Origin of the sequence: Mesorhizobium calcicola, assembly GCF_042682105.1 — a bacterium.
Lineage (GTDB): Bacteria > Pseudomonadota > Alphaproteobacteria > Rhizobiales > Rhizobiaceae > Mesorhizobium > Mesorhizobium calcicola.
This window is the reverse complement of sequence record NZ_JBHUGY010000031.1, coordinates 69077-94459: the sequence shown is the minus strand read 5'-3', so window position 1 is coordinate 94459 and position 25383 is coordinate 69077. Positions and strand designations below refer to the sequence as shown.

The 25383-nt window shown below is 63.8% G+C and carries 23 protein-coding genes; 17 read left to right on the top strand and 6 right to left on the bottom strand.

Features of this window, described 5'->3' with window-relative positions; all coding sequences use genetic code 11:
• Positions 1-89 precede the first annotated feature (89 nt).
• From ACFSQT_RS20375 to derI, 5 genes are read left to right on the top strand one after another with little or no spacing between them, the layout of a single operon-like run.
• Positions 90-1664, top strand: a complete 1575-nt coding sequence (locus tag ACFSQT_RS20375; protein ID WP_379021453.1) for an FGGY-family carbohydrate kinase — start codon at positions 90-92, stop codon at positions 1662-1664.
• Positions 1665-1668: 4 nt separating this feature from the next.
• Complete coding sequence (locus ACFSQT_RS20370; protein ID WP_379021451.1) at positions 1669-3177, top strand: glycerol-3-phosphate dehydrogenase; 1509 nt, start codon at positions 1669-1671, stop codon at positions 3175-3177.
• Positions 3177-4118: a sugar phosphate isomerase/epimerase family protein gene (locus tag ACFSQT_RS20365; protein WP_379021449.1), complete on the top strand. Its 942-nt coding sequence runs from the start codon at positions 3177-3179 to the stop codon at positions 4116-4118. Before ACFSQT_RS20370 ends, ACFSQT_RS20365 begins: the two co-directional genes overlap by 1 nt.
• Before the next feature lie 40 nt (positions 4119-4158).
• On the top strand, positions 4159-4926 hold the full coding sequence (locus ACFSQT_RS20360; RefSeq protein ID WP_379021447.1) for a triose-phosphate isomerase: 768 nt from the start codon (positions 4159-4161) through the stop codon (positions 4924-4926).
• A gap of 29 nt (positions 4927-4955) precedes the next feature.
• Positions 4956-5393 carry a D-erythrulose-4-phosphate isomerase gene (derI, locus tag ACFSQT_RS20355; protein ID WP_379021445.1) on the top strand — a complete coding sequence of 146 codons (438 nt, stop codon included), beginning with the start codon at positions 4956-4958 and terminating at the stop codon, positions 5391-5393.
• 35 nt (positions 5394-5428) lie between these two features.
• On the opposite strand, the gene dhaL is transcribed toward derI, so the two are convergent.
• From dhaL to nanR, 4 genes are all read right to left on the bottom strand, one after another.
• A complete protein-coding gene (gene dhaL, locus ACFSQT_RS20350; protein WP_379021443.1) occupies positions 5429-6070 on the bottom strand; it encodes a dihydroxyacetone kinase subunit DhaL in 642 nt (213 codons plus the stop codon).
• A gap of 26 nt (positions 6071-6096) precedes the next feature.
• A complete protein-coding gene (locus ACFSQT_RS20345; RefSeq protein ID WP_379021441.1) occupies positions 6097-7104 on the bottom strand; it encodes a dihydroxyacetone kinase subunit DhaK in 1008 nt (335 codons plus the stop codon).
• 152 nt (positions 7105-7256) lie between these two features.
• Positions 7257-8202 (bottom strand): IS630 family transposase gene (locus ACFSQT_RS20340; protein ID WP_379016644.1). Its coding sequence is split into 2 segments (ribosomal slippage): positions 7257-7862 and positions 7864-8202, totalling 945 coding nucleotides; the frame shifts between segments, so codons are not numbered across the junction.
• A gap of 83 nt (positions 8203-8285) precedes the next feature.
• Positions 8286-8987: a transcriptional regulator NanR gene (nanR, locus tag ACFSQT_RS20335; protein ID WP_379021929.1), complete on the bottom strand. Its 702-nt coding sequence runs from the start codon at positions 8985-8987 to the stop codon at positions 8286-8288.
• Between the two features lie 209 nt (positions 8988-9196).
• On the opposite strand from nanR, the gene ACFSQT_RS20330 reads away from it, so the two are divergent.
• The 5 genes from ACFSQT_RS20330 to ACFSQT_RS20310 all read left to right on the top strand — a co-directional run bounded on the left by ACFSQT_RS20330 (position 9197) and on the right by ACFSQT_RS20310 (position 15749).
• Positions 9197-10798, top strand: coding sequence for an ABC transporter substrate-binding protein (locus ACFSQT_RS20330; protein ID WP_379021439.1), 1602 nt, complete (start codon positions 9197-9199; stop codon positions 10796-10798).
• Between the two features lie 96 nt (positions 10799-10894).
• Positions 10895-11851 carry an ABC transporter permease gene (locus tag ACFSQT_RS20325; protein ID WP_379021437.1) on the top strand — a complete coding sequence of 319 codons (957 nt, stop codon included), beginning with the start codon at positions 10895-10897 and terminating at the stop codon, positions 11849-11851.
• A complete protein-coding gene (gene opp4C, locus ACFSQT_RS20320; RefSeq protein WP_379021435.1) occupies positions 11844-12752 on the top strand; it encodes an oligopeptide ABC transporter permease in 909 nt (302 codons plus the stop codon). The genes ACFSQT_RS20325 and opp4C overlap by 8 nt, the downstream gene beginning before the upstream one ends.
• Complete coding sequence (locus tag ACFSQT_RS20315) at positions 12749-14824, top strand: ABC transporter ATP-binding protein (protein WP_379021433.1); 2076 nt, start codon at positions 12749-12751, stop codon at positions 14822-14824. Before opp4C ends, ACFSQT_RS20315 begins: the two co-directional genes overlap by 4 nt.
• A gap of 28 nt (positions 14825-14852) precedes the next feature.
• Positions 14853-15749: a dihydrodipicolinate synthase family protein gene (locus ACFSQT_RS20310; RefSeq protein ID WP_379021431.1), complete on the top strand. Its 897-nt coding sequence runs from the start codon at positions 14853-14855 to the stop codon at positions 15747-15749.
• Between the two features lie 53 nt (positions 15750-15802).
• On the opposite strand, the gene ACFSQT_RS20305 is transcribed toward ACFSQT_RS20310, so the two are convergent.
• Together ACFSQT_RS20305 and ACFSQT_RS20300 are read right to left on the bottom strand one after the other, a co-directional pair.
• Complete coding sequence (locus tag ACFSQT_RS20305) at positions 15803-16567, bottom strand: GntR family transcriptional regulator (protein WP_379021927.1); 765 nt, start codon at positions 16565-16567, stop codon at positions 15803-15805.
• Between the two features lie 5 nt (positions 16568-16572).
• Positions 16573-17613: a Gfo/Idh/MocA family protein gene (locus ACFSQT_RS20300; RefSeq protein WP_379021429.1), complete on the bottom strand. Its 1041-nt coding sequence runs from the start codon at positions 17611-17613 to the stop codon at positions 16573-16575.
• 185 nt (positions 17614-17798) lie between these two features.
• Here ACFSQT_RS20300 and ACFSQT_RS20295 point away from each other — a divergent pair, with 185 nt between their 5' ends.
• From ACFSQT_RS20295 to ACFSQT_RS20265, 7 genes are all read left to right on the top strand, one after another.
• A complete protein-coding gene (locus ACFSQT_RS20295; protein ID WP_379021427.1) occupies positions 17799-19058 on the top strand; it encodes an ABC transporter substrate-binding protein in 1260 nt (419 codons plus the stop codon).
• A 223-nt stretch (positions 19059-19281) separates the two neighbouring features.
• Positions 19282-20169 (top strand): carbohydrate ABC transporter permease, encoded by an 888-nt coding sequence (locus tag ACFSQT_RS20290; protein WP_379021425.1) that lies wholly within the window; start codon positions 19282-19284, stop codon positions 20167-20169.
• An 8-nt stretch (positions 20170-20177) separates the two neighbouring features.
• Positions 20178-21053, top strand: a complete 876-nt coding sequence (locus ACFSQT_RS20285; RefSeq protein ID WP_379021423.1) for a carbohydrate ABC transporter permease — start codon at positions 20178-20180, stop codon at positions 21051-21053.
• Between the two features lie 63 nt (positions 21054-21116).
• Complete coding sequence (locus tag ACFSQT_RS20280) at positions 21117-22160, top strand: SIS domain-containing protein (RefSeq protein WP_379021421.1); 1044 nt, start codon at positions 21117-21119, stop codon at positions 22158-22160.
• Positions 22160-23089 (top strand): ROK family protein, encoded by a 930-nt coding sequence (locus tag ACFSQT_RS20275; protein ID WP_379021419.1) that lies wholly within the window; start codon positions 22160-22162, stop codon positions 23087-23089. The genes ACFSQT_RS20280 and ACFSQT_RS20275 overlap by 1 nt, the downstream gene beginning before the upstream one ends.
• Before the next feature lie 4 nt (positions 23090-23093).
• Complete coding sequence (locus tag ACFSQT_RS20270) at positions 23094-24185, top strand: ABC transporter ATP-binding protein (RefSeq protein WP_379021417.1); 1092 nt, start codon at positions 23094-23096, stop codon at positions 24183-24185.
• A gap of 195 nt (positions 24186-24380) precedes the next feature.
• Positions 24381-25379, top strand: coding sequence for an ABC transporter ATP-binding protein (locus ACFSQT_RS20265; protein WP_379021415.1), 999 nt, complete (start codon positions 24381-24383; stop codon positions 25377-25379).
• The last annotated feature ends 4 nt before the right edge of the window (positions 25380-25383 follow it).

Below are 25383 nucleotides of genomic sequence, written 5' to 3'. Positions count from 1 at the left end.
CCTTGCGGACACTCCCTGCCTCCTCTACGGCTCGAGACAACAAAGACTGTCCTTGTGTACCGCCTTCGTAACCAACCGGAATTTGCGGCATGAAAGATCTGCTGATCGGGATCGACGCGGGAACGTCGGTGATCAAATCGGTCGCTTTCGATCTGTCCGGGCGGCAGCTCGCCATGACGTCGGTGACCAACAGCTTCGTCACGCTGGAAGGCGGCGGCGCCGAGCAGGACCTCGATCAAACCTGGCGCGACATGGCACGGACGGTTCGCGATCTGGCGACCAAAGTCCCCGATCTCGCGCAACGAACCGCGGCGGTTGCTATCACCGGGCAGGGCGACGGCACCTGGCTGATCGATGGCGACGGCTTGCCCGTCTCGCGCGCGTGGCTGTGGCTCGACGCCCGCGCCGGGCATCTGGTCGACGAGATGCGCGCCGATCCACGGGATCGCACGCGGTTTGAGCTGACCGGCACGGGGCTCAATTCCTGCCAGCAGGGCGCCCAGCTTGCCTTTATGAAAAGGAACAATCCGGACATGCTGCAGCGGGCGGCGACCGCACTGCATTGCAAGGATTGGCTCTACTTCAAGATGACGGGCGAACGCGCCACCGATCCGTCCGAAGGAACCTTCACCTTCGGCGATTTTCGCTCGCGCAGCTATTCCGACGAAGTCTTCGACATTCTGGATCTGACGACGCATCGCCGCCTGTTGCCGCCCATGCTCGAAGGCACCACCGTCCATCATCCGCTGTCGCGATCGGCAGCGGCAGAGACTGGCCTGCTCGAAGGTACGCCGGTTGTCCTGGGCTACGTGGATATGGTCATGACGGCGCTCGGAGCCGGCCTCTATGATCCCTCAGGCAATGTCGGCTGTACGGTCATCGGCTCGACCGGCATACACACGCGCTTCGCCCGCACGTCAGGCGATGTCGTGCTTAACGGCGATGGGTCCGGCTATACGATCGCCATGCCTGTCCCGGGTGCCTTTGCACAATTGCAGTCCAACATGGCGGCGACGCTCAACATAGACTGGCTGCTTGGCCTGGCGCGCGACGTGCTCACCGCCGGTGGCGCCGAGCTCTCGCGCGATGATTTGCTCGGAGCGCTCGACGTTTGGGTGGAGGGATCGGAGCCGGGATCGCTGGTCTACCAGCCCTATATTTCGCTGGCCGGCGAACGCGGACCATTCGTCGATCCCAACGCACGCGCGGGCTTCATCGGCCTTTCGGTCAAGCACGGCTTTGGCGATCTGGCACGCGCCGTCCTTGAGGGATTGGCCTTCGCAGCCCGTGATTGCTACCAGGCGATGGGCGCCGTGCCGGGCGAAATCCGCCTGTCGGGCGGTGCCGCGCGCAGCCCGTCTCTGCGTCGCATCATCGCCGCGGCGACCCGCTCACAGGTACGGACAAGCAGCCGCAAGGAAGCAGGTGCTGCAGGTGCCGCGATGATGGCTGCGGTCGGCCTCGGCGTCTATGGCTCCATGGAAGACTGCGCCGCCGAGTGGGTGACGCCACTTCTCGGCGACTGCGATGCCTATGACGAGGCGCTTTCGCAAACCTACGATGCGCTCTTCCCTTCCTTCGTTGCGGCGCACCAGGCGCTTCGGCCGGTGTGGAAAGCCATGGCGCGGCGGCCGCTCACCCGCATCTCGGGTGCACAGGAGTAAGGTCTTGAGTGATACAGTTGATCTCTTCGTGATTGGCGGCGGCGTCAATGGTGCCGGCATCACGCGTGATGCGGCAGGCCGCGGGCTGTCCGTCATCTTGTGCGAAAAGGATGATCTCGCGCAAGGCACCAGCTCGCGCTCCGGCAAACTGGTGCATGGTGGCCTGCGCTATCTGGAATATTATGAATTCCGGCTGGTTCGCGAAGCGCTCATCGAGCGCGAGGTGCTGCTCGAGGCGGCGCCGCACATCATCTGGCCGATGCGCTTCGTTCTTCCGCACAGCCCCGAGGACAGGCCGGCATGGCTGGTCCGGCTCGGGCTGTTTCTCTACGACCACCTTGGCGGCCGCAAGCGGTTGCCGGGAACCAGGACGCTTGATCTCAGAACAGCGCCGGAAGGGGCGCCGATCAAGGACGAATTCAAGCGCGGTTTCGAATATTCCGACTGCTGGGTCGACGATGCGCGCTTGGTGCTGCTCAACGCACTGGACGCCAGCCAGCGTGGCGCCAGGGTGCTGACGCGCACGGCTTGTGTCGCGGCGCGCCGCGAAGACGGCCTGTGGGCGATCGACATGCAGGATGGCCGCACGGGCGCGGTGACGAAAGTCCGCGCGCGGGCGCTGGTCAACGCGGCAGGGCCGTGGGTCAACGACATTGTCAGCCGCGTCGCCGGGCAGAATTCCACCCGCAACGTTCGGCTTGTAAAGGGCAGCCATATCGTCGTGCCCAAATTCTGGGAGGGACGGCAGGCCTACCTCATCCAGAACAGCGACAAGCGGGTGATCTTCGTCAATCCCTACGAGAACGATCTGGCGCTGATCGGCACGACCGACATTCCCTACGACGGCAGGCCCGAGGAAGTGGCCGCCGAGGCAAGCGAAGTCGATTATCTGATCAAGGTGGTCAATCGCTATTTCAAGCGACAGCTGACACCGAAAGACGTGGTCTACAGTTTCTCCGGCGTGCGTCCGCTCTATGACGACAACGCCGACAATCCAAGTGCCGTGACGCGCGACTATATTTTCGAACTCGATGCCCCAGGCGGCAACGCACCGCTGCTCTCGGTGTTCGGCGGCAAGATCACCACCTTTCGCAAGCTGTCCGAACATGCGCTGGAAAAAATCCAGCCGTTCTTCCCGGCGATGAGGAAGGCATGGACGGCGACTGCCCCCTTGCCGGGGGGCGACCTGCCGAACGCAGACTTCGAACAGTTCCTGAGCGACTTGCATTCCGAGTTTCCATGGCTCGGCCGGTCGCTGGTGAAGCACTACGCTCGAAGCTATGGAACCCGTGCCAGACAATTGCTCGCCGGCGCACAAAGCGAGGCGGATCTCGGCCGCTGCTTCGGGCCCGATTTTTATGAGCGGGAGGCAAAGTTCCTGGTCGAGACCGAATGGGCCGGCACACCAGTCGATATCCTGGAACGTCGCACCAAACATGGCCTGCATATCGATGCGGCCGAGCGCAAGACATTCGAGGACTGGTTCGGTGACATCATGGCGGTGGCGGACTGATGGCCTTCACGCTCTCCCTCAACACCAATCCACTGGTCAACCGCTTCGCCGACCCAGACGACCTGATCGACGCGATTGCCTATGGCATCGGTATCCGCGACGTGCAGCTGACGCACGAATTCGTCAATCCGGGCTGGCCGGCGGCGACGATTGCCAAATTCCTGCGCCTGTTCAACAGGGCGCTTTCGCGGACCGGTGTCAGGATCACCTCCGGCATGACCGGACCTTATGGCCGGCTCAACCATTTCGGCCATCCGGACGCGGATGTCCGGCGCCACTATGTCGACTGGTTCAAGACGTTCGCCGACATTTCCGCCGAACTTGGTGCACCAAGCATGGGCACGCAGTTCGCCATATTCACCTACAAGGATTATGACGATCCGCACCGGCGGGCGGCACTTCTCGACATCGCGCTTGAATGCTGGCGCGAGGTGGCCGAGCACGCCAGGGCGGCGGGTCTGACATACCTGTTCTGGGAGCCGATGTCGGTGGGCCGCGAGTTTGGCCATACGATCGAAAGCTGCGTTGCCCTGCAGAGCGCCATCGATGCGGCGAAGCTGCCGATCCCGATGCAGATGATGGTGGATATCGACCATGGCGACGTCACCTCGCCCAACCCCGCCGACACCGATCCCTATGCCTGGGCCAAAGCGTTTCCACTGCAATCGCCGATCATTCACATCAAGCAGTCTTCGATGAACAAGGGCGGGCATTGGCCGTTCACGGCTGCCTACAACAAGGATGGCCGCATAATTCCGCAAAAGCTGCTGGATGCGGTTCATGAGGGTGGCGGAACCGACAACGAAATCTGCCTTGAGCTTTCGTTCAGGGAAAGGGAACCGGTCGATCGTCAGGTTATCGAGATGATCCGCGAGTCCGTGGATTTCTGGGCGCCTTACGTCGACAGTGGCCGCGACAGCCTCAAGCCGCCAGCTGCATGAATCGAGCGCCGTCCGAATCTCGGATCGAAGGAGAAAAAGAATGGCCCCATATTGGGTCGGCACGAGCTGGAAGATGAACAAGACGCTGGCGGAGGCACTGCTGTTTGCCGATGCACTGGCGGCGTTCGTGCCTGGTTTCGATCAGGCGATACAACCTTTCGTTATTCCGCCGTTCACCGCCGTGCGCGAGGTCAAGGCGGCGCTGGCCAAGACCCGTGTGAAAGTCGGCGCCCAGAACATGCATTGGGCGGATGCCGGCGCCTGGACGGGCGAGGTCTCGCCGGTGATGCTGAAGGATTGCGGGCTCGACCTGATCGAACTCGGCCATAGCGAGCGCCGTGAGCATTTCGGCGAAACGGATGCGACCGTCGGATTGAAGACGGCCGCCGCGGTCAGGCACGGTTTCGTGCCGCTGATCTGCGTTGGAGAGACGCTGGCCGAGCGTGAAGACGGCCGCGCCGATGACGTTTTGACCGCCCAGGTTCTGGGTGCGCTGCAAAGGCTCGAGGGCGATGAATTGTCGGCGGAAATCCTCTTTGCCTACGAGCCTGTCTGGGCGATCGGCGAGAACGGCATCCCGGCAAGCGCCGACTATGCCGACAAGCAGCAGGCGCTGATCAAGCAGGTCGCTGCAAGCCGGTTGCCGAGCGCGCCGCCGGTGCTCTACGGCGGCAGCGTCAATCCCGGTAACGCGGCCGAACTGATCGGCCAGCGACATATCGATGGCTTGTTCATCGGTCGTTCCGCCTGGCAGGCGGAAGGTTATATCGACATCCTGAAAAAGGCGTCGGCCGCCATCGCGCGCTGACCGTTACGGCACGAAAGGAGTTCACTATCATGAAGATCGCACTCGGAGCCGACAGCGCCGGCAAGCCGCTGCTCGATGTCATCGCCAAGCATCTCGCTACGAAGCCGGAACTGCAGGTCGTTGATCTGAGCCAGGCCGGATACTACGCCGATATCGCCGCCAAGGTCGGCCACGAAATTCTGGACGGCAATTACGACCGGGCCATCCTGTTTTGCGGTACCGGCATTGGCGTCAGCATATCCGCCAACAAAGTCCCGGGCATTCGCGCCGCATTGACCCACGATACATATTCCGCAGAGCGCGCCGCCAAGTCCAACAACGCCCAGATCATTACCATGGGCGCCCGTGTCATCGGTCCCGAACTGGCGAAATCGATCGCCGACGCGTGGCTGGGCTCGGAGTTCGATCCGAATGGTCCCTCCGCCGCGAACGTGCAGGCCATCGACAAGCTCGACGGCAAGCGATGACAAGCGCTGAAAGACGTGGGCGGGTCCGCTGCTGATTAGCCGGTCAAGGCGACCCGCATCGCCTCGATCACGGTTACGGCGGACGCAGCACCCGGATCCATATGGCCAAGCGAGCGTTCGCCGAGGCGGGAGGCCCGGCCCTTGGTGGCGATCATCGCCTTGGTCGCTTCCGCGCCTGCCTTTGCCGCCTGCGCGGCCGCCTCAAGACTGCCCGCCAGACCCTTGCCGGAGGCCAGCGCTTCGCCTGCCGCCTGCGCTGCCGGCGCCCATGCATCGATCATCGTCTTTTCGCCCGGCTCGGCCTTGCCGCGATCCTGAATGCCCTTTGCCATGGCCTGGAACAGGGCGACGGCGTCGGTGTCGTCAAGCGTCGTCTTGCCCTTGACGGCTGCCGCGCCGCGCATGAACGCAGTGGCATAGAGCGGACCCGAGGAGGCGCCGACGGCATTCAGGAACGATTTTGCCGCCGTGTTCAGCAAGGTGGTCGGATCGGCGGACCCGGTATCCAGCGCCGCTACCGCATCGCGTGACGCGGAAAAACCGAGCTCCATTGCGATCCCGTGGTCGGCATCGCCGATCACCCCATCGAGCGCGCATAGCCGATCCCTGTCGGCTGACATCGCGTCCGCGATCGCAGCGAACATGCCGGCAAGGCGGGCAGTGTCGATTGTCGTCATGTCTTTGTCCTCACCGCTCAGCAGGTCTACCCGGCGCGAAACATGGCGCAGTCGCAAGGGTGGTCCAGCATCGTCTGCAACTCGCCGTCCAGCCGATGCAAAGTGATCGAGGCTCCGGCCATTTCGAGCGAGGTGCAGTAATTGCCGACCCAGGTCGCGTGAATGGATACACCGATGTCGTCAAGCCTCTGCTTCACGCGCCGGTTCATGATGTAGAGCTCCATCAGCGGCGTCGAGCCGAGCGAATTGACGAGCACGGCGACCTTGTCGCCGCGCGCCGGCGCCATCTCGTCGAGGATCCTGTTCAGCATCTCGTCGGTGATCTGGTCGGCTGGTTTCAGCTTTCCGCGCGCGATGCCGGGCTCGCCATGGATGCCCATGCCGATCTCCATCTCGTCCGGCCCGATCTCGAAATTCGGCCGGCGGGTCTGTGGCAGCGAACAGGGCGACAGCGCGACGCCCATGGTGAAGGTGTGGTCGTTGGCCTTCCTGGCGATGCGCTCGCATTCGCTTAGGGACAGCATCTGGTCGCAGGCGGCACCGGCCGCCTTGAAGATGAAGAAATTGCCGGCGACGCCGCGCCTTTTGTGCCGCTGGTCGCGCGGTGCCGAAGCGACGTCGTCGGTGCTCAGCACCGTGCGCACCTCGATGTCGTCCATATCAGCCATCTCGGCCGCCATGTCGAAATTCATCACGTCGCCGGCATAGTTGCCGTACATGAACAGAACGCCGGTGCCGCCGCTGACCGCCTTGGCGCATTCGAGGATCGGGTCTGGCGGCGGCGAGGCGAAGACGTTGCCGATGGCCGCCGCATCGGCCAGCCCCTTGCCGACGAAACCGAGGAAGCTCGGCTCGTGACCCGAGCCGCCGCCGATGACGAGACCCACCTTGCCAGTTCGGGGTCCGTCGCGGGCGATGATCGAGCGTGGACTGCCGTCCACGCTTTTGAGATGGCGGGGATGCGCGGCCAGGATGCCTTCCAGCATTTCGTCGACGGCGCGGTTGCCGTCATTGATGATCTTCTTGGTCTGCACCGGCAGCCTCCCGATTTCGATATTTTCTGGAGATAGTACCGGGTGTTATCGGGATTTCCACCCGGCTGCGAGTATTTCACGCATTGAGGTGTTCTCACGCCGCCGTTGTCGACCAGCCATGCCTGGACGGACACGTCTAGAGCGGTTCGCATTTAGGTTGACTTATAGCCTGCGCTTTCGATGTAGTTGTTGCATTCATTTGGGGTGACGTCGTCGAGGGTGCGGGCGATAGCGTTGTGTACGGCCTGGATGCTTCGTTTGGCGGCACGTCGCATGCAGTGCTTGAGCTTGGCGAAGAGCTTCTCGATTGGATTGAGATCTGGACTGTAGGGCGGCAGGAAGAAGAGCCGCGCTCCGGCGGCCCTGACGATGTCGCGGACGGCTTGGCCCTTGTGAGACCCGAGATTGTCGAGAATGACAATGTCGCCCGGCTTCAGTGTCTTGATGAGTTCGGTTTCGACATAGACACGGAAGGCCTGCGCATTGATGGGTCCGTCAATGACCCAAGGCGCCTCTACCCGATCATGCCGCAGCGCGGCGATGAAGGTCATCGTCTTCCAATGACCATATGGCGCGTGAGCCATCAGCCGCTTGCCGCGCACACCCCAGCCACGCAACGGCGCCATGTTGGTCTTGACCCACGTTTCATCCAGGAAGACCAGGCGCGTTGGGTCAATGCGGGTCTGATAGCGCATCCATTGCGCCCGCCGACGCATCAGCTTCGGCTTGAGCTGCTCAGCCGGCAGAACGGTTTTTTTTGAAGCTCTTGCCCTCGCGATGCAAGAAGCGACCGACGCTGGCGGGGTGGATGATGAGACCCCGGTCAGCCAGTGCGGCCGTCAATTCATGAAGCGTTATGTTGGCATCCCGCTCGACCTCGCTCAGGACGAAAGCACGATGCTCCCCGTCAATCAGATAGGGTCGATGACCGCCCATCTTGCCGGGTGCCGCACTGCCCAGCCGACGCTTGCGCGCCGCCCACTTGATCACGCTCGAAACTGCCACCTTCAGCGCCGCAGCCACCTCTCGGCTCGTCTCGCCTTCTTCAAGGCGAGCCAGTGCCCGTTCCCGCAAATCCATCGAATAAGGCTTGGCCATCTGTCCCGACCTCCAACGGTCAGAACATCGAATCTGATTTGCTCAATCTTGGGAATCCTGATTCAGACAAAACGCAAACCGCTCTAGTCGGGTTTGGTCAGGCCTGAATTGAACTTGCGGCGGGCGTTTTCCAGATGCTCGCGCATCGCCTGGCCGGCTGCTTCCGGATCATGCCGCTCGATGGCTGCGAACACGCTTTTATGGCCGGCGAAACTCCTGCGGTTCTCGACCTCGGTGTTGGCCATGTGGATGCGCTGGTTGATCAGCCACTCCACCAGCGCTTCATGCGCGGCGAGGAAAATCGGGTTGCCGGGAATTGCGGTCAGCACGCGGTGAAACGCGACATCGGTGACGGCGAAGGCGCGGGCACGGGGAATGGCACGCTCGTTTTCCGCCAGCGCCGCGGCAAGGGCCTCGACCTGCTCGCGCGTCGCCACCTCGGCGGCATGGCGCGCGATCGAGACTTCTAAAAACAGCCGCAGCTGCTCGAAATGGCCGATGCCGTCGGGCTGGTCCATCAACAGATGTGCTGTCCCCGTCAGCTGCTCCAGCATGTTGCGTGGCGTCGGCCGTGTCACTTTCGGCCGCTCACCGCTGTTGATGCGCACCAGCCCCATCTTCTCCAGCGCAAACAGCGCTTCGCGCACCGAGGGGCGGCCGACATCGAACATCGACATCAGGTCGCGCTCGGACGGCAGCGAGGCGCCGACCGGATAGACCTCGTCGCGGATCATCTCCTCCAGGCGGAGGCGGACTTCGTCGGACAATTTTTTTCGAACCGGCATATTGTGCATGGTCTACCTTTTAAGCTATTAGACCAGTCGCCGCAAGCGAGGACAAGCGAGGACTTGCGGGAACCGACGGGTTGGAGGAGGCCGCCGCTGGTTGATGGCGCGGCGGTCGGCACGACAGGCGAGGGCTTGGCGCGGAAATCGGCCTGGAGCAGGGCATCGTCTCGATTTCGGCCGGCGGAAAGCAACGGGAGGAGAATTCCATGAGACGACTGTTGATGAGGGTTGTGCCGGCGCTGGCGCTGGTGTTTGCCGCGGGCCTCGCCAAGGCCGCGGATGGCGGCACGTTCCGCTCGGCCATGCGCACCGGCTGCATCGAGATGGGCACACTGCACACCACGTGCGGCCATAGGCTCGACGAGACCGTGCTGCAGGGACTGGTCCACATCAAATGGACGGGCGACGGCGTGCAGCCGATGCTGGCCGAAAGCTGGAAGACGCCCGACGGCGGCAAGACCTATGTCTTCAGCCTGCGCCATGGCGTCAAATGGCATGACGGCACGCCCTTCACCGCCAAGGACGTGGTGTTCAGCCTCAACCTCTATGCCAATCCGAAGGTCAACTCGCCGTGGTCGCAGAAGCTCTCGGCGGTGGCCGGATACAAGGCGTTCCAAGATGGCTCGGCCTCCTCGCTTGCCGGGGTCAAGGCGCTTGACGACATGACCGTCCAGGTCGAGCTCGACAGCGCCAAGCCGCTCTGGGTGCAGTTGCAGCTTATCGCCATCAGCATCTTCCCCGAACACCTCCTGGGCAAGGTCGCGCCAGGCGACATCAAGGGCAACGCCTTCTGGGTCAACCGCGTCGGCACCGGCCCGTTCATCTGGAAGAAATACGAGAGCGACCAGTATGTCGAGGTCGACCGCAATCCCGATTATTTCCTCGGCGCGCCCAAGCTCGACCGCATCATCTACCAGATCTACAAGGACGTACCGCCGATCATCGCGGCACTCGAGACGCAGGAGGTCGACGCCATGTCCTTTGAGGGCGGCGGCGTGCCCATCTCCGAGCTCGCCCGCCTGCAGAAACTCGACTACCTGACGGTGCTGCCGAAATTCTCCGCCGGCCTGCCGACCTACCTGCAGTTCAACCTGGAGAACAAGCGCTTCGCCGACGTGCGGGTGCGCCAGGCGATGCTCTACGCCATCGATCGCAAGGCCATCATCGAGACGGTCAAGCAGGGCGCCGGCGAACTGTCGAACACGCTGTTCCCGCAGGACTGGGCGCGCGCCAAGGACCTCGAGCCCTACGACTACAATCCCGACAAGGCCAAACAATTGCTATCCGAGGCGGGCTGGGACGGCAGCCAGCCGGTCGATTTCATCTACTACTATTCCGACCAGATGAACGTCGACACCGTCACCGCCATCCAGAGCTATCTGGCCGCTGTCGGCGTCGACATCCAGCCGCGCCTGCTCGATCCGGCGGCGATCAACCAGACCTATGCCGACGGCAGCTTCCAGATGGGCTTCTTCGCCAACGGCATGGGGCTCGATCCCTCGCTCGGCTCGCCGGTCGTCGTCTGCGGCGCAAAGCCTCTCAGCATGGGCTACTGCAATCCCAAGGTCGACGAACTCTTCAACAAGGGGCTGGAATCGGCCGACCGCGCCGTGCGCGCCGAGAGTTACCAGGAAGCCTCGCGCATCCTCAACAAGGAGTTGCCCAAGGCCTGGCTGTGGAACGAGGTGCGGCCGCTGGCTTTCAACAACCGCATCGTCGGCCTGGCGCACCACTTCAAGGAGCAGCCGCTCGTGATCTTCAACCACCCGGTCTACAACGAAGTCGAGAAGTGGGAAGTGGCCAAATAGCCCGCCGCGGAAAAATCCTCGCTTGCCGGTCATGGGGCTCTGTCGGAGCCCATGATCCGTCGCCTCAAGAGCCGCCTTCAGCAATAGGAGTGGCCGGTGCTCAGTTACCTCTTGCGCAAGCTGCTGCTCAGCATCCCGGTGCTGTTCGGCGTCACGGTCATCGTCTTCGCCATCGCGCATGCCATGCCTGGCGATGCTGTGCTGGCCATGATCACGGCGGAGGCGCCGTCGAGCGAGGCACTGATCGCGATGCGGCGCGGCGAGCTCGGCCTCGACCAGCCGCTCTACATCCAGTACCTCAACTGGATCGGCCAGATCCTGCACGGCAATCTCGGCCGCTCCTTCGTCAATGGCCGCAGCGTCGGCGAGATCATCGGCGAGCGCCTGCCGATGACACTGGAGCTGATGGGGGTAGCACTGCTCGTCGCCTTCATCATCGGCACCACGCTGGGGGTGATCTCGGCGCTCAGGCAATACCGGCTGACCGATTATTCGCTGACGCTTGCTGGCTTTGTCGGCGTGTCGATCCCGGATTTCTTCATGGGATTGCTGCTCGTCTACGTCTTTGCGCTTGAATTGCGCTGGCTACCGTCGTCGGGCATTTCGACGGCCGGCGACAGTTTCTCGCTCCTCGACAATCTCAGGCACCTGATCCTGCCCGCTGCCGCACTCGCTTTGTTCCGCGCCGCCATCTTCATGCGCTATGCCCGCGCCGGCATGCTCGAAGTGCTGAACCAGGACTATATGCGCACCGCCAAGGCCAAGGGCTTGCGCCCAAGCACGATCACGCTGCGTCACGGCCTGCGCAACGCGCTGATCCCGCTGGCCACCGTCTTGGGCCTTGCTCTGCCGACGCTGTTCGGCGGCTCGGTGGTGATCGAGACGATCTTCCAGTGGCCGGGCATCGGCCTGATGTTCATCGACGCGGTGGTGAACCGGGATAGCCCGGTCATCATGGGCTATGTGCTGATCACCGCCATCATCGTCATGCTGGCGAACCTTGCGACCGACCTTGCCTACAGCGTGCTCGACCCGCGGGTGAGCTATGAGTGACATCACCGCCGCCGATGTGACCATTGCCTCAGGTGCCTCGCGCGGCCTGTGGGGCGAGGCGGCGCGCCGTTTCCTCAACCACCGTCTGGCGACGCTTGGGCTGGTCATGCTCGCCATCATCGTGCTCGCCTGCGTGCTGGCGCCGCTGATCGCGCATTACGGCCCAAACGACATCGACCTCAGGGGGCGCAACCAGCCGCCCGGTGGCGCCCATTGGCTCGGTACCGACGGCACCGGCCGCGACATCTTTGCCCGCATCCTCTATGGCGGCCGCATCTCGCTGTCGGTCGGCTTCATCGCGGTGGCGATCTCGGCGGCCATCGGCATCTTCATCGGCTGCGTCGCCGGCTATTTCGGCGGCAAGGTCGATCTCCTGCTGATGGGCCTGATCGACATGGTGCTGACCTTTCCGCGCCTTGTCATCATCATCGCGTTCGTCGCCGTGGTCGGGCCTAGCATCTTCAACACCATGGTGGTGATCGGCCTGCTCAGCTGGCCGTCGATCGCGCGGCTGACGCGTGGCGAGATCCTGGCGCTGCGCAACCAGGAATTCGTCCTTGCCGCGCGCTCGCTCGGCACCTCGCCCTCGGTCATCATCCTCGAACACATCCTGCCCAATGTGCTGAGCCCCATCCTGGTGGCGATCACGCTCGATGTCGCCACCGTGATCCTGCTCGAGGCCTCGCTCTCCTTCCTCGGCCTCGGCGCGCAGGCGCCGGCGGCCAGCTGGGGCAACATGCTGCGCGATGCGCGCACGCTGTCGATCCTGGAGAGCCAGCCCTGGATGTGGATTCCGCCCGGCGCCATGATCGCGATGGCCGTGCTCAGCATCAATTTCGTCGGCGACGGCCTGCGCGACGCGCTCGATCCTCAGCACATCATGGGCGGGGGTGCGAAATGACCGGCCTCGATATGCTCGCCGCTCGCAAACCAACGACAGCGCCGGGGCAGGGACCCGTGCTCGACGTCCAAGCGCTGAGCGTCGAGTTCGGCCCAAAAGGCCGCTCCGTCTATGCCGTCAACGATGTCTCGTTCCAGCTAGCCGAAGGCGAGTCGCTGGCCATTGTCGGCGAGAGCGGCTCCGGCAAGTCGGTCACCGTGCAGACGCTGATGGGTCTGATCCGCAAGCCGCCCGGCCGCGTCACCGCCGGCCGCGCGCGCTATCGCGGCCGCGATCTGCTGGCCATGCCCGATAGCGAATTGCGCCAGATCCGCGGCCGCGACATCGCGATGATCTTCCAGGATCCGATGTCGTCGCTGAATCCGGTGCTGACCATCGGCCTGCAGCTGACCGAGGCGCTGCGCGAGCACCAGGGGTTGAACGAGGCCGAGGCCGAGCGCCAGGCGCTCGACATGCTCGACCTCGTCGGCATCGCCAACGCGCCGCAGCGCATGCGCGCCTTTCCGCACCAATTCTCCGGCGGGCAATTGCAGCGCATCGGCATCGCCATGGCGCTGGTCTGCAAGCCGTCGATCCTGATCGCCGACGAGCCGACGACGGCGCTCGACGTCACCATCCAGGCGCAGATCGTCGAGCTGGTCGCGCGCCTGCAAAAACAGCTCGGCATGGCGATCATCTGGATCAGCCACGACCTCAGCCTGGTCGCCGGCTTCGTCGACCGCGTCGCGGTGATGTATGCGGGCTCGATCGTCGAATGCGCGCCTGTCGAGCAGCTGTTCTCGGCGACGACGCACCCCTATACGATCGGCCTGTTGAACTCGATTCCGTCGCTGACGGCGGCAAACACCAGGCTGGTGCCGATCAAGGGCGCGCCGCCCAACGTCACCCTGCCGCCGACCTTCTGCGCTTTCGCGCCGCGCTGCGATTATGCCGAGGCGCGTTGCCGCGAGGCAAAGCCGCCGCTGGAGACGGTCGGCGCCGGCCACACCGCCGCGTGCTGGCGCTGGCGGCAGGTGGAGCATTTGCCGCGGCCCGCGGCGGCAATCCCAGCCATGACGCGGGCTGCCGCGCCAAGCCAAGAACCGTTGCTCGTCGTTTCCGATCTCAAGGTGCATTTCCCCATCCGGAGCGGTGTCCTCAGGCGACAGGTCGGCGCCGTTCATGCCGTCGACGGGGTGAGCTTCGAGGTGCTGCTCGGCGAGACGCTGGCGCTGGTCGGCGAAAGCGGTTGCGGCAAATCGACGACGGGCCGCGCCGTGCTTGGACTGGAGCGGCCGAGCGCCGGCAGCGTCGAGTTCGAAGGCAGGGACTATGCCGGTGCGACAGACGAGCAACTCAAGCAGCGCCGGCGCGACATGCAGATGGTGTTCCAGAACCCGTTCGGCTCGCTCAACCCGCGCATGACCGTCGGGCGCATCATCGGCGAGGGGCTGCGCGCCCAGAAGATCGGCACCCGCGCCTCGCGCGATGCCCGCGTCGGCGAACTGCTGGCCCTGGTCGGCTTGCGGGAAGCGCTGCGCAACCGCTACCCGTTCGAGCTCTCGGGCGGCCAGCGCCAGCGCGTCGGCATTGCCCGCGCGCTGGCCGCCGATCCGAAATTCATCATCGCCGACGAGCCGATCTCGGCGCTCGACGTCTCCATCCAGGCGCAGATCGTCAATCTGCTCGACGATCTCAAGGCGCGCCTCGGGCTGACCTATCTGTTCATCGGCCACGACCTGTCGATGATCCGCTATCTCAGCGACCGCGTCGCGGTGATGTATCTGGGCCGGATCGTCGAGATCGGTACCACCGCGGCGGTGTTCGGCAGCCCGCTGCATCCCTATACAAGCGCGCTACTGTCGGCGATCCCGGTGCCGGACCCGAAAGCCGGAGGGACGCGGCGGCGCATCGTGCTGGGCGGCGCGGTGCCCGATCCGTCGAAACCGCCGCCCGGCTGCCATTTTCATCCACGCTGCCCGATGGCGAGCGACATTTGCACCAAGGTTGAGCCGCGGGTGCGCGATTTCGGCTCGCCCGCCTCGGGCCAGCATCTCGTCGCCTGCCACCATGCTGGCCAAGCCACCCTATGAAATCTCCGGAAAGACTGAGGATCCCTAGATGACCAAGGAATTGGCGGGCATGTATGCCGCCTTGATGACCGGACTGAGCGATGCTGGCGAGTTCGATCCGCAGCGCCAGCGCAACATCAACGACTATGTCCTGCGCCAGGGCCTGGCTGGGCTCTATGTCGGCGGCAGCAGCGGCGAATCCGGCCTGCTGACGGTGGACGAACTGCTGGCTCAGCAAGAGGTGGTCTTCGCCGGCGCGGCAGGCACCGGCACCCGGCTGATCGCCCATGTCGGCATGCCGAACCTGCGCGATTCCATCCGCCTCGCGCGGCAGGCGCAAAAGCTCGGCTATCACGCGCTGTCGGCGCTGCCGCCGCATTCCTATCCGTTCTCCGACGAAGAAGTTTTTGGCTACTACCAGGCGCTGGCGTCGGCCACGCAATTGCCGCTGATCGTCTACGAGATCCCCCTGCGCACCGGCCGGCCGTTGCCGCTCGGCTTGCTGGTCCGGCTGCTCGACCTTGGCAATGTCGTCGGCATCAAGTTCACCTCCACTGATCTGTTCAAATACTCGATGCTGCGCAAGCGGCAGCCCGACAAACTGTTCTATTACGGCTTCGACGAGATCTACGCCGCCGCCGGCGTGCTCGGCACCGATGGCGGCATCGGCACCACCTACAATCTACTCGGCAGGCTGTATGTGGCTGTCGACCAGGCGATCCGCGTCGGCGACCTGGAACGGGCGAAAGCGCTGCAGATGGTATCGCAGGACTTCGTCGAGGTGCTGCTGGAAACCGGCGTGCTGCCGGGCATGAAAGCGGCGTTCCGCGTCATCGGCGTCGATTGCGGCCCGACCCGCGCCCCGATGGCGCTGGCCGTTGCCGACGCCGAGGACCGGATGCGTGCGGTTCTTGCTCGCCCGGCGGTGAAAGAGTGGCTGGCGTAAGCTGCGGCGGCGGGTGAAGGATCGGCCGGTCTTAGTCTCGGAAAAGTCTTGGGCTAACCGGGACCGCGGCCCGAGGACCTGCCTGTCCGCGAAAACGACGTGCGAAGGCGATAGCGGTCGCCGGCATATCGGATCGTTGAGGACAGCAGCGGCCGGCCTGCGGCATCGACGATGAGCTGGCGCATCACCAGGGTGGATTTGCCGACGTCGACATCGAGATGCCGCGCCAGGACAGGATCGGCGCCGCGTGCCTCGATCGTGGTTTCGGCGCGCGCAAGATCAACGCCGGCATCGATCAGCAGGCCGAACAGGGACGCGGTTCGAAAGTCGACCTGGCTGAGGTCGGGAACAAGAGCGAGGGCAAAGAACGAGGTGTCGACGGCGACCGGAACCTGGTCGAGGCGCCGGATCCTCTCCAGGTGGAACAGCGTCGCGCCGGGCGCGATCGACAGCTCCTCGGCCTCGTCCAGCGAAGCCGGCGCTTCCTCGGCGCGCAACACGTCGGAGGAGGGTGTCAGGCCGAGGCGCCTCGCGGTCTCGCTGAAGGATTCCAGCGTGTTGGGAAACTCCTTCGGCACCTTGGCCGAAACATACCAGCCGCGCCCATGCGAAGGCGTCAGCACACCGTCCTCGACAAGGCTTTGCAGGGCCCTGCGCAAGGTCACCCTGCTGATCGACATGCGCGTGAACAGATCGCGCTCGGCCGGCAGGCGCGCGCCCGACGCAAGCTTGCCGGTGGCGATCTCCTGCAGGATCGCATCGGCCGCTTGCCGCCAGAGCGGTTCGGGTCCGTCCGACTGCAGTGGCGAGCCCTCCATCTCAGTCACCCATCCGCCTTCACCTTTTCCCAGACGCCCGTTCGCATCGAACGGTAGCAGGCGTCAATTACCTGGTTGACGATGACGCCGTCCTCGAAGGTTTCCAGTGGCGTTGTCCCTGCCGCGAAGTGTTCCACAAAATGCCGCATCTGTTGTGAAAAACCGTAGGCCCGGGTCTCTTCGGGCACCGGATAGACCCACCCGGTCTCGGAATCCGCCTTCTCGACGAGATACCCCACCGGTTTCTCGATAAAGCCCCAGACCGGACCGACGGACGTGTCGGTGACGATGCGCCCGGCGGAGCCGACCAGTTCGTGGCGAAGCTGCATGCCGCCTTTCTCGATCCATGACGATTCGATCGTGGCGAGCTGGCCGCCGGTGAATTTCAGCAGCGCGATCGCCGTGTCTTCTCCGGTCGTCTTGTCGCCGTGCACCAGCGTTGCGCCCCACGCCATCACCTCGGTGATCAGATTGTCCTTGCCGAAGAAGTGGCGGGCGCTTTCGACGGTGTGGCAGCCCATGTCCAGCAAGGCGCCGCCGCCGGCGAGCTCGGCGTTCCAGAAATGCGGCGCATGCGGCCCCGAATGCCCTTCGCGGGCTCGCATGGTGAGGAGATCGCCGATGCCGCCCGCCTGTATCATCTGGTGCGCCTTGGCGATGTTGGGTGAGAACACGGCGCATTCGGCATAGCCGTGCCAGATGCCGGCACGCTGGACGATGTCGAGGATTTCCTGCGCTTCCTTGCCCGTGCGCGCCAGGGGCTTGGTGCAGATGACGGCCTTGCCGTGCCTGGCTGCGATCCTGACGGCTTCAAGATGGATCTCATTGGGTAGCGCGATGACCACAAGCTCGACCGCCGGATCGGCGCAAAGGGCGTCGATATCCTTGTGGGCGGTGACCTTGGGGCCCCACTTTTTCGCGAAGGCTTCCGCGCGCTCGAAGCTGCGCGAAGAGCAGGCCACCAGTTCGGCGTTGCGCACGTCGAGCAGCGAGTCCGCATAGGTCTCGGCGATGAAGCCCGAGCCCAGAATTCCAACTCCAATCATCAAGTCCTCCCAAATCCTGACCTTGTGCCCTGTCTGTTTGCCATGCCCGGTCGGGGCACGAGGCCGTTCAACAGGAAAGACAACATAATACCACTTGTCACAACATGTATCAGTAGGTATGGTCCCAGGCAACAGTGCAAAATCGTGAATCCACACGAGGCACCATCTTGAGGGAGAGCAGGAAAATGCGTTCCATACGTGTATCGATCCCGCTGGCGGCGACGCTCGGTGTGATGTTTTCAGGCGCCGCGTTCGCGGATCCCGTCACCATCACCTTGAACAGCTGGCGCACCGAGGACATCGCGGTCTGGCAGGACACCATCCTGCCCGCCTTCGAAGCCAGGCATCCCGACATCAAGGTCGAATTCGCCCCGATCAACACCAATGAGTACAACGCCGCCATCCAGTCGCAGATCGAAGGCGGGGCCGGCGGCGACCTGATCACCTGCCGTCCCTTCGACGTGAACCGCGAATGGATCAAGCGCGGCTATTTCGAGCCGCTGGAAGGGCTGCCGGGCCTCGAGAACTTCGACAAAACGTCCCGCGCGGCGTGGTTGGGCGCCGACGACAAGACCTACTGCTTGCCGGTCGCCGCCGTGCTCGCCGGCTTCTACTACAATGCCGACATCTTCAAGGAACTGGGCCTGAAGGTGCCGACGACCAGCGCCGAATTCATCGATGTCCTGCAGGCGATCAAGAAGGACGGCCGCTACACGCCGCTGGCCTACGGCTCGGCCGAATCCTGGCAGCTCGCCTATAACGGTCTCTACAGCATTGGCCCCGCCTATTGGAAAGGCGAGGAAGGTCGCCTCGGCCTGATCGACGGCAAGAAGAAGCTGACCGATCCCGAATTCGTTGATGCCATCGCCGCCTTCGAAGCCTGGAAGCCGTTCCTGCCTGCCGGACAGGAGAGCCTGAACTATGCCGACATGACGCAGCTGTTCACGCTGGGCAAGGCGGCCATCCTCCCGGACGGCTCATGGGACATCAACCAGGCGACCTCGACCGGCCTCAATGTCGGCGTGTTCGGTCCGCCGGTACCGAAGGCCGGCGACCAGCGCTACCTGCAGGAGATGCCGGACATGGGCATCGGCATCAATGCCAAGAGCACGCACAAGGAAGCGGCCAAGACCTTCCTCGACTGGGTTGCCGGTCCCGAATTCCAGGAACTCTACGTCAATGCCGCTCCCGGCTTCTTTGCCATGAGCAGCAAGCCGGTCACCTACAAGAACAAGCTGGCGCAGGATTTCGCCGACCTCAAGAAAGGCTCTGAGCTGACACCGCGGCTGGCGCTGGATCGCTTGAGCGCCGGCACGCCGCCGCTCGACGACGAGACCTGGCGCCTGTTGCAGGTGATGTTCACCAAGTCGGACGTCACCCCGCAGCAGGTCGCGACCGATCTTCAGACCGGGCTCGCGTCCTGGTACGGGCCGCAGAAGAAGTAACCTGGGAACGCCTCGCGCATGCCTTGCCAGCCGGCGAGGCATGCGCGAAGCCTCCGGGCACGCCGCGCATCCATGTCGGCGTGAACATGAGCAATTCCAGGAAAAGTGTGAAGCGGTTTTCCCGGGAAAATCGCGTAGCGCTTTCCCTAGGGAATTGCGTCGAAACAAAAAGATAGAGCGGTTACCGTTTCCCTGAAACGGCAACCGCTCGAGAGGTCTTGAGTTGATATCTCCCGCTGCCGCCCACAGAAACCTGCTGCTGTTCGTGCTGCCGGCTCTGGCCGTCTACCTGGTCTTTGCCGTGCTGCCGCTGGCGACCTCGATCGTGATGAGCTTCTTCCAGACCAGCGGCGCCTCGGGCGACACTTTTGTCGGCCTCGCCAATTACGTGCGCCTGTTCACGCATCCGACGATCAGCGCCCGCTTCTGGAACGCTTTGCTGAACAACATGCAGTATTTCGCCATCCATCTCATTGTCGAAGTGCCGATGGGTTTGCTGCTGGCGGCGTTGCTGACGTCGGGGAAACTGGCACGGTCGGAGGGCATCTACCGCACGCTGCTGTTCATACCGGCGACGCTGTCGGTGGTCATCGTCGGCTTCGTCTGGCGCCTGATCATCAACCCGCTCTGGGGGCTGGTCGGCTTTCCGCTGCTGGGTACGGAATCGACCGCACTCACCACGATTTCACTGATGTCCGTCTGGCAGTATTTCGGCATTCCGATGGTCTTCCTCTACAGCGCCCTGCTGGCGGTGCCCAACGAGCTTGTCGAAGCCGCCAACATCGATGGCGCCGGCGGCTGGACAACGTTCTGGAAGATCAAGTTCCCGCTGATCGCGCCGCAGTTCGGCCTCATCGCGATCCTGACCTACATCTGGACCTTCAACGGCTTCGACCTGGTGTTCGCGCTCAACGGATCGGCGCCCGGGCCGAACTACAGCACCGACATCCTCGGCACTTATTTCTACCGCACCTTCTTCGGATCGAGCGGGCAGCTTGCCGATCTCGACCTTGGCGCCGCGGTCGCAACGGTCATCTTCCTCACAGTATTGGTGGTGACCGCGGCCTACTTCTGGCTGGTCCAGCGCCGCCTGAAATCATACTCGGTCTAGGAGCTGATATGAGCGCCCCGGACCTTACCATTCCCGTTGCCCGCCGCCGCCAGGACCACGAGCCCTGGACATTCGAGCGCATCATCGTCCACGCGCTGCTGATCCTCTTCGTCGTGCTGGCCATAGGGCCGGTGCTGATCGTCATCGTCAATTCGCTGAAGACGACACCGGCGATCTTCGGCGGCCCATTCGATCTGCCGACGGCCAAGACGTTCAGCCTCGAAGGATACAAGCGGGTCTTCACCCGCGGCAATTTCATCGTCAACTACCGCAACAGCCTGATCGTCACGGTGACGACGATCGTGCTCACCGTGGTCCTGTCGACGCTCGCCGCCTTCGCCCTGGTCGAGTACCGCGTGCGGGTCGCTTCGCTGCTCGGCGGCCTGTTCGTGCTCGGCATCATGCTGCCGATCCGGCTCGGCACCATCCCGCTCATCCAGATGATGCTTGCCTGGAAGCTGATGGATACGCTGGCGGCCCTCATCCTCGTCTACACCGCCATGAGCATCCCGATCGCGGTGACACTGATGGTCACCTATTTCCGCACCGTCCCGACCGATCTCAAGGAGGCGGCCCGCATGGATGGGGCGAGTGAGCTGCGCACCTTCTGGATCGTGCTGCCTTTGGTCAGGCCGGGTCTCGCCGCGGTGGCCGCGCTGACCATGCTGCCGGTCTGGAACGACCTCTGGTTCCCGCTGATCCTGGCTCCAAGCCGGCAGAACCAGACGGTGACGCTCGGCGTGCAGCAATTCGTCGGCCAGTTCATGAACGACTATCCAGCACTTCTCGCAGCACTGACGCTTGGCGCGGTGCCGCTGGTCCTGCTGTTCACGCTGTTCTCGCGGCAATTCATCAGCGGCCTGAGCAAAGGCTACAGCAAATAAACAGACGTTCCGACGGACAGATTTTTCGCAAGGCCAACAATTTCGAACTGATGGAACGGTGACATGCAGATAGGCACTTACATCCGCCGGCAGCCCTCGACCCTGACCGGGCTGCCCGCCGCCATCGGCGCGGATCTGAATCGGTTCGCCAGCCTGCGCCAGAAGCCGGAGCGCATCGTGCTGCTTGGCACCGGCTCGTCGATGAATGCGTTGCTGGCCGGCGCCGAGGCGCTGGAGGAGGGGACGGGCGCCTGGGTGATCGCCAAGGAGCCGGAGGCTTTCCTGCGTCTGCCGCCGAAGGCATCCGACCAGCGCACGCTGGTTCTGGCCGCCTCGCAGTCCGGCATGAGTATCACCACGATCGAAGCGGTGCGTTTGTCCGTGGCGCGCGGGTTTCCCACCCTTGTCATTACCGGTGAGGAGGGCAGCCTGATTACGGAGGCGGGCGCCGAGGTGATCGTCATGCCGATCGGCCCGGAGACGGTCGGTCCTAAGACCATGGGCTACACCGCCACCGTCATCTCGGTGCTGGCGGTCGCCGCCAAGCTCGCCAACAAGACGGTCGATCTGTCGGAGCTTCTCGGACAACTGGAGCAGACAGCGGAAACCGGTCTAGCCGCAGCAAAGGATCTGATCGCCCGCTTCGGCGTCCCCGATTACATACTGGTCGCCGGGCAGGCTACGCATCTCGGCACCGCGCTCGAGGCATCGCTCAAGATCGCCGAGATCAGCGGCGTGCCGACCGCTGCCTTCGACACCGAAGAGGCCTTGCACGGGCATGTCTATGGCACGACCGACAGGAGCCTGGTGATCGCCATCGCGCAGACCGCGACCGAGGCGAAGGTCGCCGCTAATCTTGGCGAGGCGCTGACCGAACTTGGACCGCGAATGGTCGTCCTCAATCTCTCGGGCCATCCGACCCGCTTCGACCTCGATGTCAGCTGGCCGACAGAGCCACAACAGCAATGGCTCGCCGGTTGCTGGGCGCCGATGCCGCTGCAATGGTATGGCTGCGAACTGGCGATCGCGCGTGGCATCGATCCGGACAAGATGATCTATCCCAATCTCGGACGCAGGCTCAACGTGCGCATCCGCAAGGAGGCCTGATGGTAACCGCGATCGGAATCGACATTGGCGGCAGCCTGGTCAAGCTCGGCGCCGTCGACGGTTCGGGCAAGGTGCTGGCGCGCGGCACTGTCCCGGTGCACCGGGACATTGAATTCCCGGATTTCGTCCATCTGGTCACCAAGGCCACCGAAGAGCTGACACGCCAGTATCCGGACATCACGGCCATCGGCATTGGCGTGCCGGGCACGCCAAATCCTCAGACCGGCATGCTGAACGGTCGTTGCCCGGCGATCCCGGCGCTGTTGAAGGGTTCGTTGTCGAAGCTGTTCGGCATTCGCTTCGGCGTCCCGGCCATTGTCCGCAACGATGCGGTCTGTGCCACTCATGGCGAAATGCGGCACGGCGCCGGCCGTCCCTTTTCCCGCTTTGCGCTACTGACGCTGGGCACCGGCATCGGCGGCGCCATGGTCATCGATCGCAAGGTCATCGACGGCCCGGACGGGCTGCCGCCGCAGCTTGGCTGCATCTCGCTCGATCCGGCCCGCACCGACATCGCCGATCCTGTGCCGGGCATGGTCGAGAACCTGGCCAGCGCCCGCGCGCTCGTCAACCGCTATCGCCAGCTCCAGCCGGACACCGACGCCACCAACGCCGAGGCCGTTTGCGATCTTGCCAAAGAAGGCGACCCCATCGCGCTGCAGGTCGTCGACGAGGTGGCGCGCTGGCTCGGCCAGATGATCGGCATCATGTCGAACATGCTCAACATCGAGGCGGCGATCATCGGCGGCGGCCTGGCGCTGGCCGGTCCGTTCTTCACCGATCGCATCGCCCGCAATGTCAGGGATTTCGTTTTGCTCAAGCCCGGCCGGCCGCCGGTGATCGTGGCGGTGGAGCATGGCAATGACGCCGGCGTGATCGGTGCGGCGGCGCTCGCCCTCGACATGTTCGCGCCCACGGCAAAGGAATAGCGCCATGGCGGATGTCGAACTGAGGCAGGTTTCCAGGAGCTTCCAGAATCTGAAGGTCGTGCACGACATCGACATCGATATCGCCGAAGGCGAGTTCGTCGTCCTCGTCGGGCCGTCCGGCTGCGGCAAGTCGACGACGCTGCGTATGGTGGCGGGGCTGGACAGGCCGAGCGGCGGCGAGATCCACATCGGCGGCAGGCTGGTCAACAACGTGCAGGCCAGGGATCGCGACATCGCGATGGTCTTTCAGAGCTATGCGCTCTATCCGCAGATGACGGTCGCGCAGAACATGGCTTTCGGCCTGCGCATCCGCAAGGTGCCGGATGGCGAGGTGACGCAGCGCATCGCCCGTGTCGCCGACATCCTCGATCTCAGCGAACTGCTGCAGCGCAAACCGCACCAGCTGTCCGGCGGCCAGCGCCAGCGCGTCGCCATGGGCCGCGCTATGGTGCGCCAGCCGAAAGTGTTCCTGTTCGACGAACCGCTCTCCAATCTCGACGCCAAGCTCCGGGTGAAGATGCGCGCCGAGATCAAGAAGCTGCACCAGATGGTCGCCACCACGACCGTCTACGTCACCCATGACCAGGTCGAGGCAATGACGCTGGCCGACCGCGTCGTGGTGATGAACAAGGGGCGCATCGAGCAGATCGGGCCACCCAACGATCTCTACCATGAGCCGGCCAGCCGCTTCGTCGCCGGTTTCATCGGCAGCCCCGGCATGAACTTTTTCAAATGCCGCCTGGAGGCGCGCGGCGACCGGCTCGCGATCGTCCTCGGTGATGGCACCGCTCTCGCCGTCCCGGCTGCCCGTACGGAACGCTATGCCGGCCATGTCGGGCGCGAACTCGAATTCGGCTTGCGGCCCGAGCATATTACCGAGCGGCGCGAGCGGCCCGACGTCGTCGACATCAAGGCCCCGGTCGAGGTGGTCGAGCCGATGGGCATGGAAACGCTGCTGCATGTGCTGATCGCCGGCGCGGAGGCGACGGCGCGCATCGATCCGGCTTCGACACCGAAGCCCGGCGAGGTGGCGGCGCTCTCGCTCGGCATGGCCCATATGCACCTGCTCGATCCCGACAGCGGCAAGGTGCTCTGAACGCCACGGCGTGTCGCCACGACATGCAAAGGCGTTGGCGCGGAGGACCACTTTCGCATGTCAGAACGCAAAAACAATATATTATTTATTGACAAATATAATTTTGGAGCGAATTTTTAGGCGCGGCTCCGAACAGCCGCGAATGGCCTTCGACGCGCATGCCCATCTCACCGCAGTCCCAGGAATTTGCCGGTCATGATCGACATCCAAAGCGTGTCAAAATCCTTCCTGACCAGGGACGCCGACCCGGTTCACGCGCTGAACGATGTCTGCCTCGAAATCTACGACAATGAGTTCTTCACCCTGCTCGGCCCGTCGGGCTGCGGCAAGACGACCCTGTTGCGCCTGATTGCCGGCTTCGAGGCGCCGAACTCGGGCGCCATTCGCATTGCCGGCAGCGATGTCGCCGCTTTGCCGCCGCAGAAGCGGCCGGTCAACACGGTGTTCCAGAGCTACGCGCTGTTCCCGCATATGAGTGTCGCCGAGAACATCGCGTTCGGGCTCGAAATGCAGAACGCGCCGAAATCGCTGATCGACGAGCGGGTCCGGGAAACGCTGGAAATGGTGCGGCTGGAAGGCTTCGCCACGCGCCGCCCAGCGCAATTGTCGGGCGGCCAGCAGCAGCGCGTCGCGGTGGCGCGTGCGCTTGCTCCGAAGCCCAGCGTGCTTCTGCTCGACGAGCCGCTGTCGGCCCTAGACCTCAAATTGCGCAAGGGCATGCAGAGCGAATTGAAGCGGCTGCAGCGCGAGACCGGCATCACCTTCGTGCTGGTCACCCACGATCAGGAGGAGGCGCTCGCCATGTCCGACCGGATCGCGGTGATGCGCGGCGGCGACGTGCTGCAGGTCGGCACGCCGAGGGACATCTACGACAATCCGCAGGATCGCTTCGTTGCCGACTTTATCGGAGAGTCCAACCTGTTGCCGGGTGCAGCGCTTGGCCGCGACCCGGCGAAGACGATCGTCGTGCGTCCCGAACACATCGTTGTGTCGCCGGCATCGGACGGAGCCAGGGGCCATGCCAGGGGAGCGGTTTCAGCCATCACCTTCCTCGGCTCCGACACGCTCTATGAGGTTGTGCTGGAAGAGGGAGCAAGGCTGCATTCGCGCTCGCGCGGTGGTGCGGCACTCGCGACAGGCGATAGGGTCGTCGTCCACTGGGCCCGCGACGTCGAACGCGAACTGGCGAACTGAGGCG

Bases quoted from the DNA above. Each gene is read 5' to 3' on its own strand.
- ACFSQT_RS20375 (WP_379021453.1), top strand. From the start codon at position 90: ATGAAAGATCTGCTGATCGGGATCGACGCGGGAACGTCGGTGATCAAA.
- ACFSQT_RS20365 (WP_379021449.1), top strand. From the start codon at position 3,177: ATGGCCTTCACGCTCTCCCTCAACACCAATCCACTGGTCAACCGCTTC.
- ACFSQT_RS20360 (WP_379021447.1), top strand. From the start codon at position 4,159: ATGGCCCCATATTGGGTCGGCACGAGCTGGAAGATGAACAAGACGCTG.
- derI (WP_379021445.1), top strand. From the start codon at position 4,956: ATGAAGATCGCACTCGGAGCCGACAGCGCCGGCAAGCCGCTGCTCGAT.
- dhaL (WP_379021443.1), bottom strand. From the start codon at position 6,070: ATGACGACAATCGACACTGCCCGCCTTGCCGGCATGTTCGCTGCGATC.
- nanR (WP_379021929.1), bottom strand. From the start codon at position 8,987: ATGCCGGTTCGAAAAAAATTGTCCGACGAAGTCCGCCTCCGCCTGGAG.
- ACFSQT_RS20330 (WP_379021439.1), top strand. From the start codon at position 9,197: ATGAGACGACTGTTGATGAGGGTTGTGCCGGCGCTGGCGCTGGTGTTT.
- opp4C (WP_379021435.1), top strand. From the start codon at position 11,844: ATGAGTGACATCACCGCCGCCGATGTGACCATTGCCTCAGGTGCCTCG.
- ACFSQT_RS20315 (WP_379021433.1), top strand. From the start codon at position 12,749: ATGACCGGCCTCGATATGCTCGCCGCTCGCAAACCAACGACAGCGCCG.
- ACFSQT_RS20310 (WP_379021431.1), top strand. From the start codon at position 14,853: ATGACCAAGGAATTGGCGGGCATGTATGCCGCCTTGATGACCGGACTG.
- ACFSQT_RS20305 (WP_379021927.1), bottom strand. From the start codon at position 16,567: ATGGAGGGCTCGCCACTGCAGTCGGACGGACCCGAACCGCTCTGGCGG.
- ACFSQT_RS20300 (WP_379021429.1), bottom strand. From the start codon at position 17,613: ATGATTGGAGTTGGAATTCTGGGCTCGGGCTTCATCGCCGAGACCTAT.
- ACFSQT_RS20295 (WP_379021427.1), top strand. From the start codon at position 17,799: ATGCGTTCCATACGTGTATCGATCCCGCTGGCGGCGACGCTCGGTGTG.
- ACFSQT_RS20285 (WP_379021423.1), top strand. From the start codon at position 20,178: ATGAGCGCCCCGGACCTTACCATTCCCGTTGCCCGCCGCCGCCAGGAC.
- ACFSQT_RS20280 (WP_379021421.1), top strand. From the start codon at position 21,117: ATGCAGATAGGCACTTACATCCGCCGGCAGCCCTCGACCCTGACCGGG.
- ACFSQT_RS20275 (WP_379021419.1), top strand. From the start codon at position 22,160: ATGGTAACCGCGATCGGAATCGACATTGGCGGCAGCCTGGTCAAGCTC.
- ACFSQT_RS20270 (WP_379021417.1), top strand. From the start codon at position 23,094: ATGGCGGATGTCGAACTGAGGCAGGTTTCCAGGAGCTTCCAGAATCTG.
- ACFSQT_RS20265 (WP_379021415.1), top strand. From the start codon at position 24,381: ATGATCGACATCCAAAGCGTGTCAAAATCCTTCCTGACCAGGGACGCC.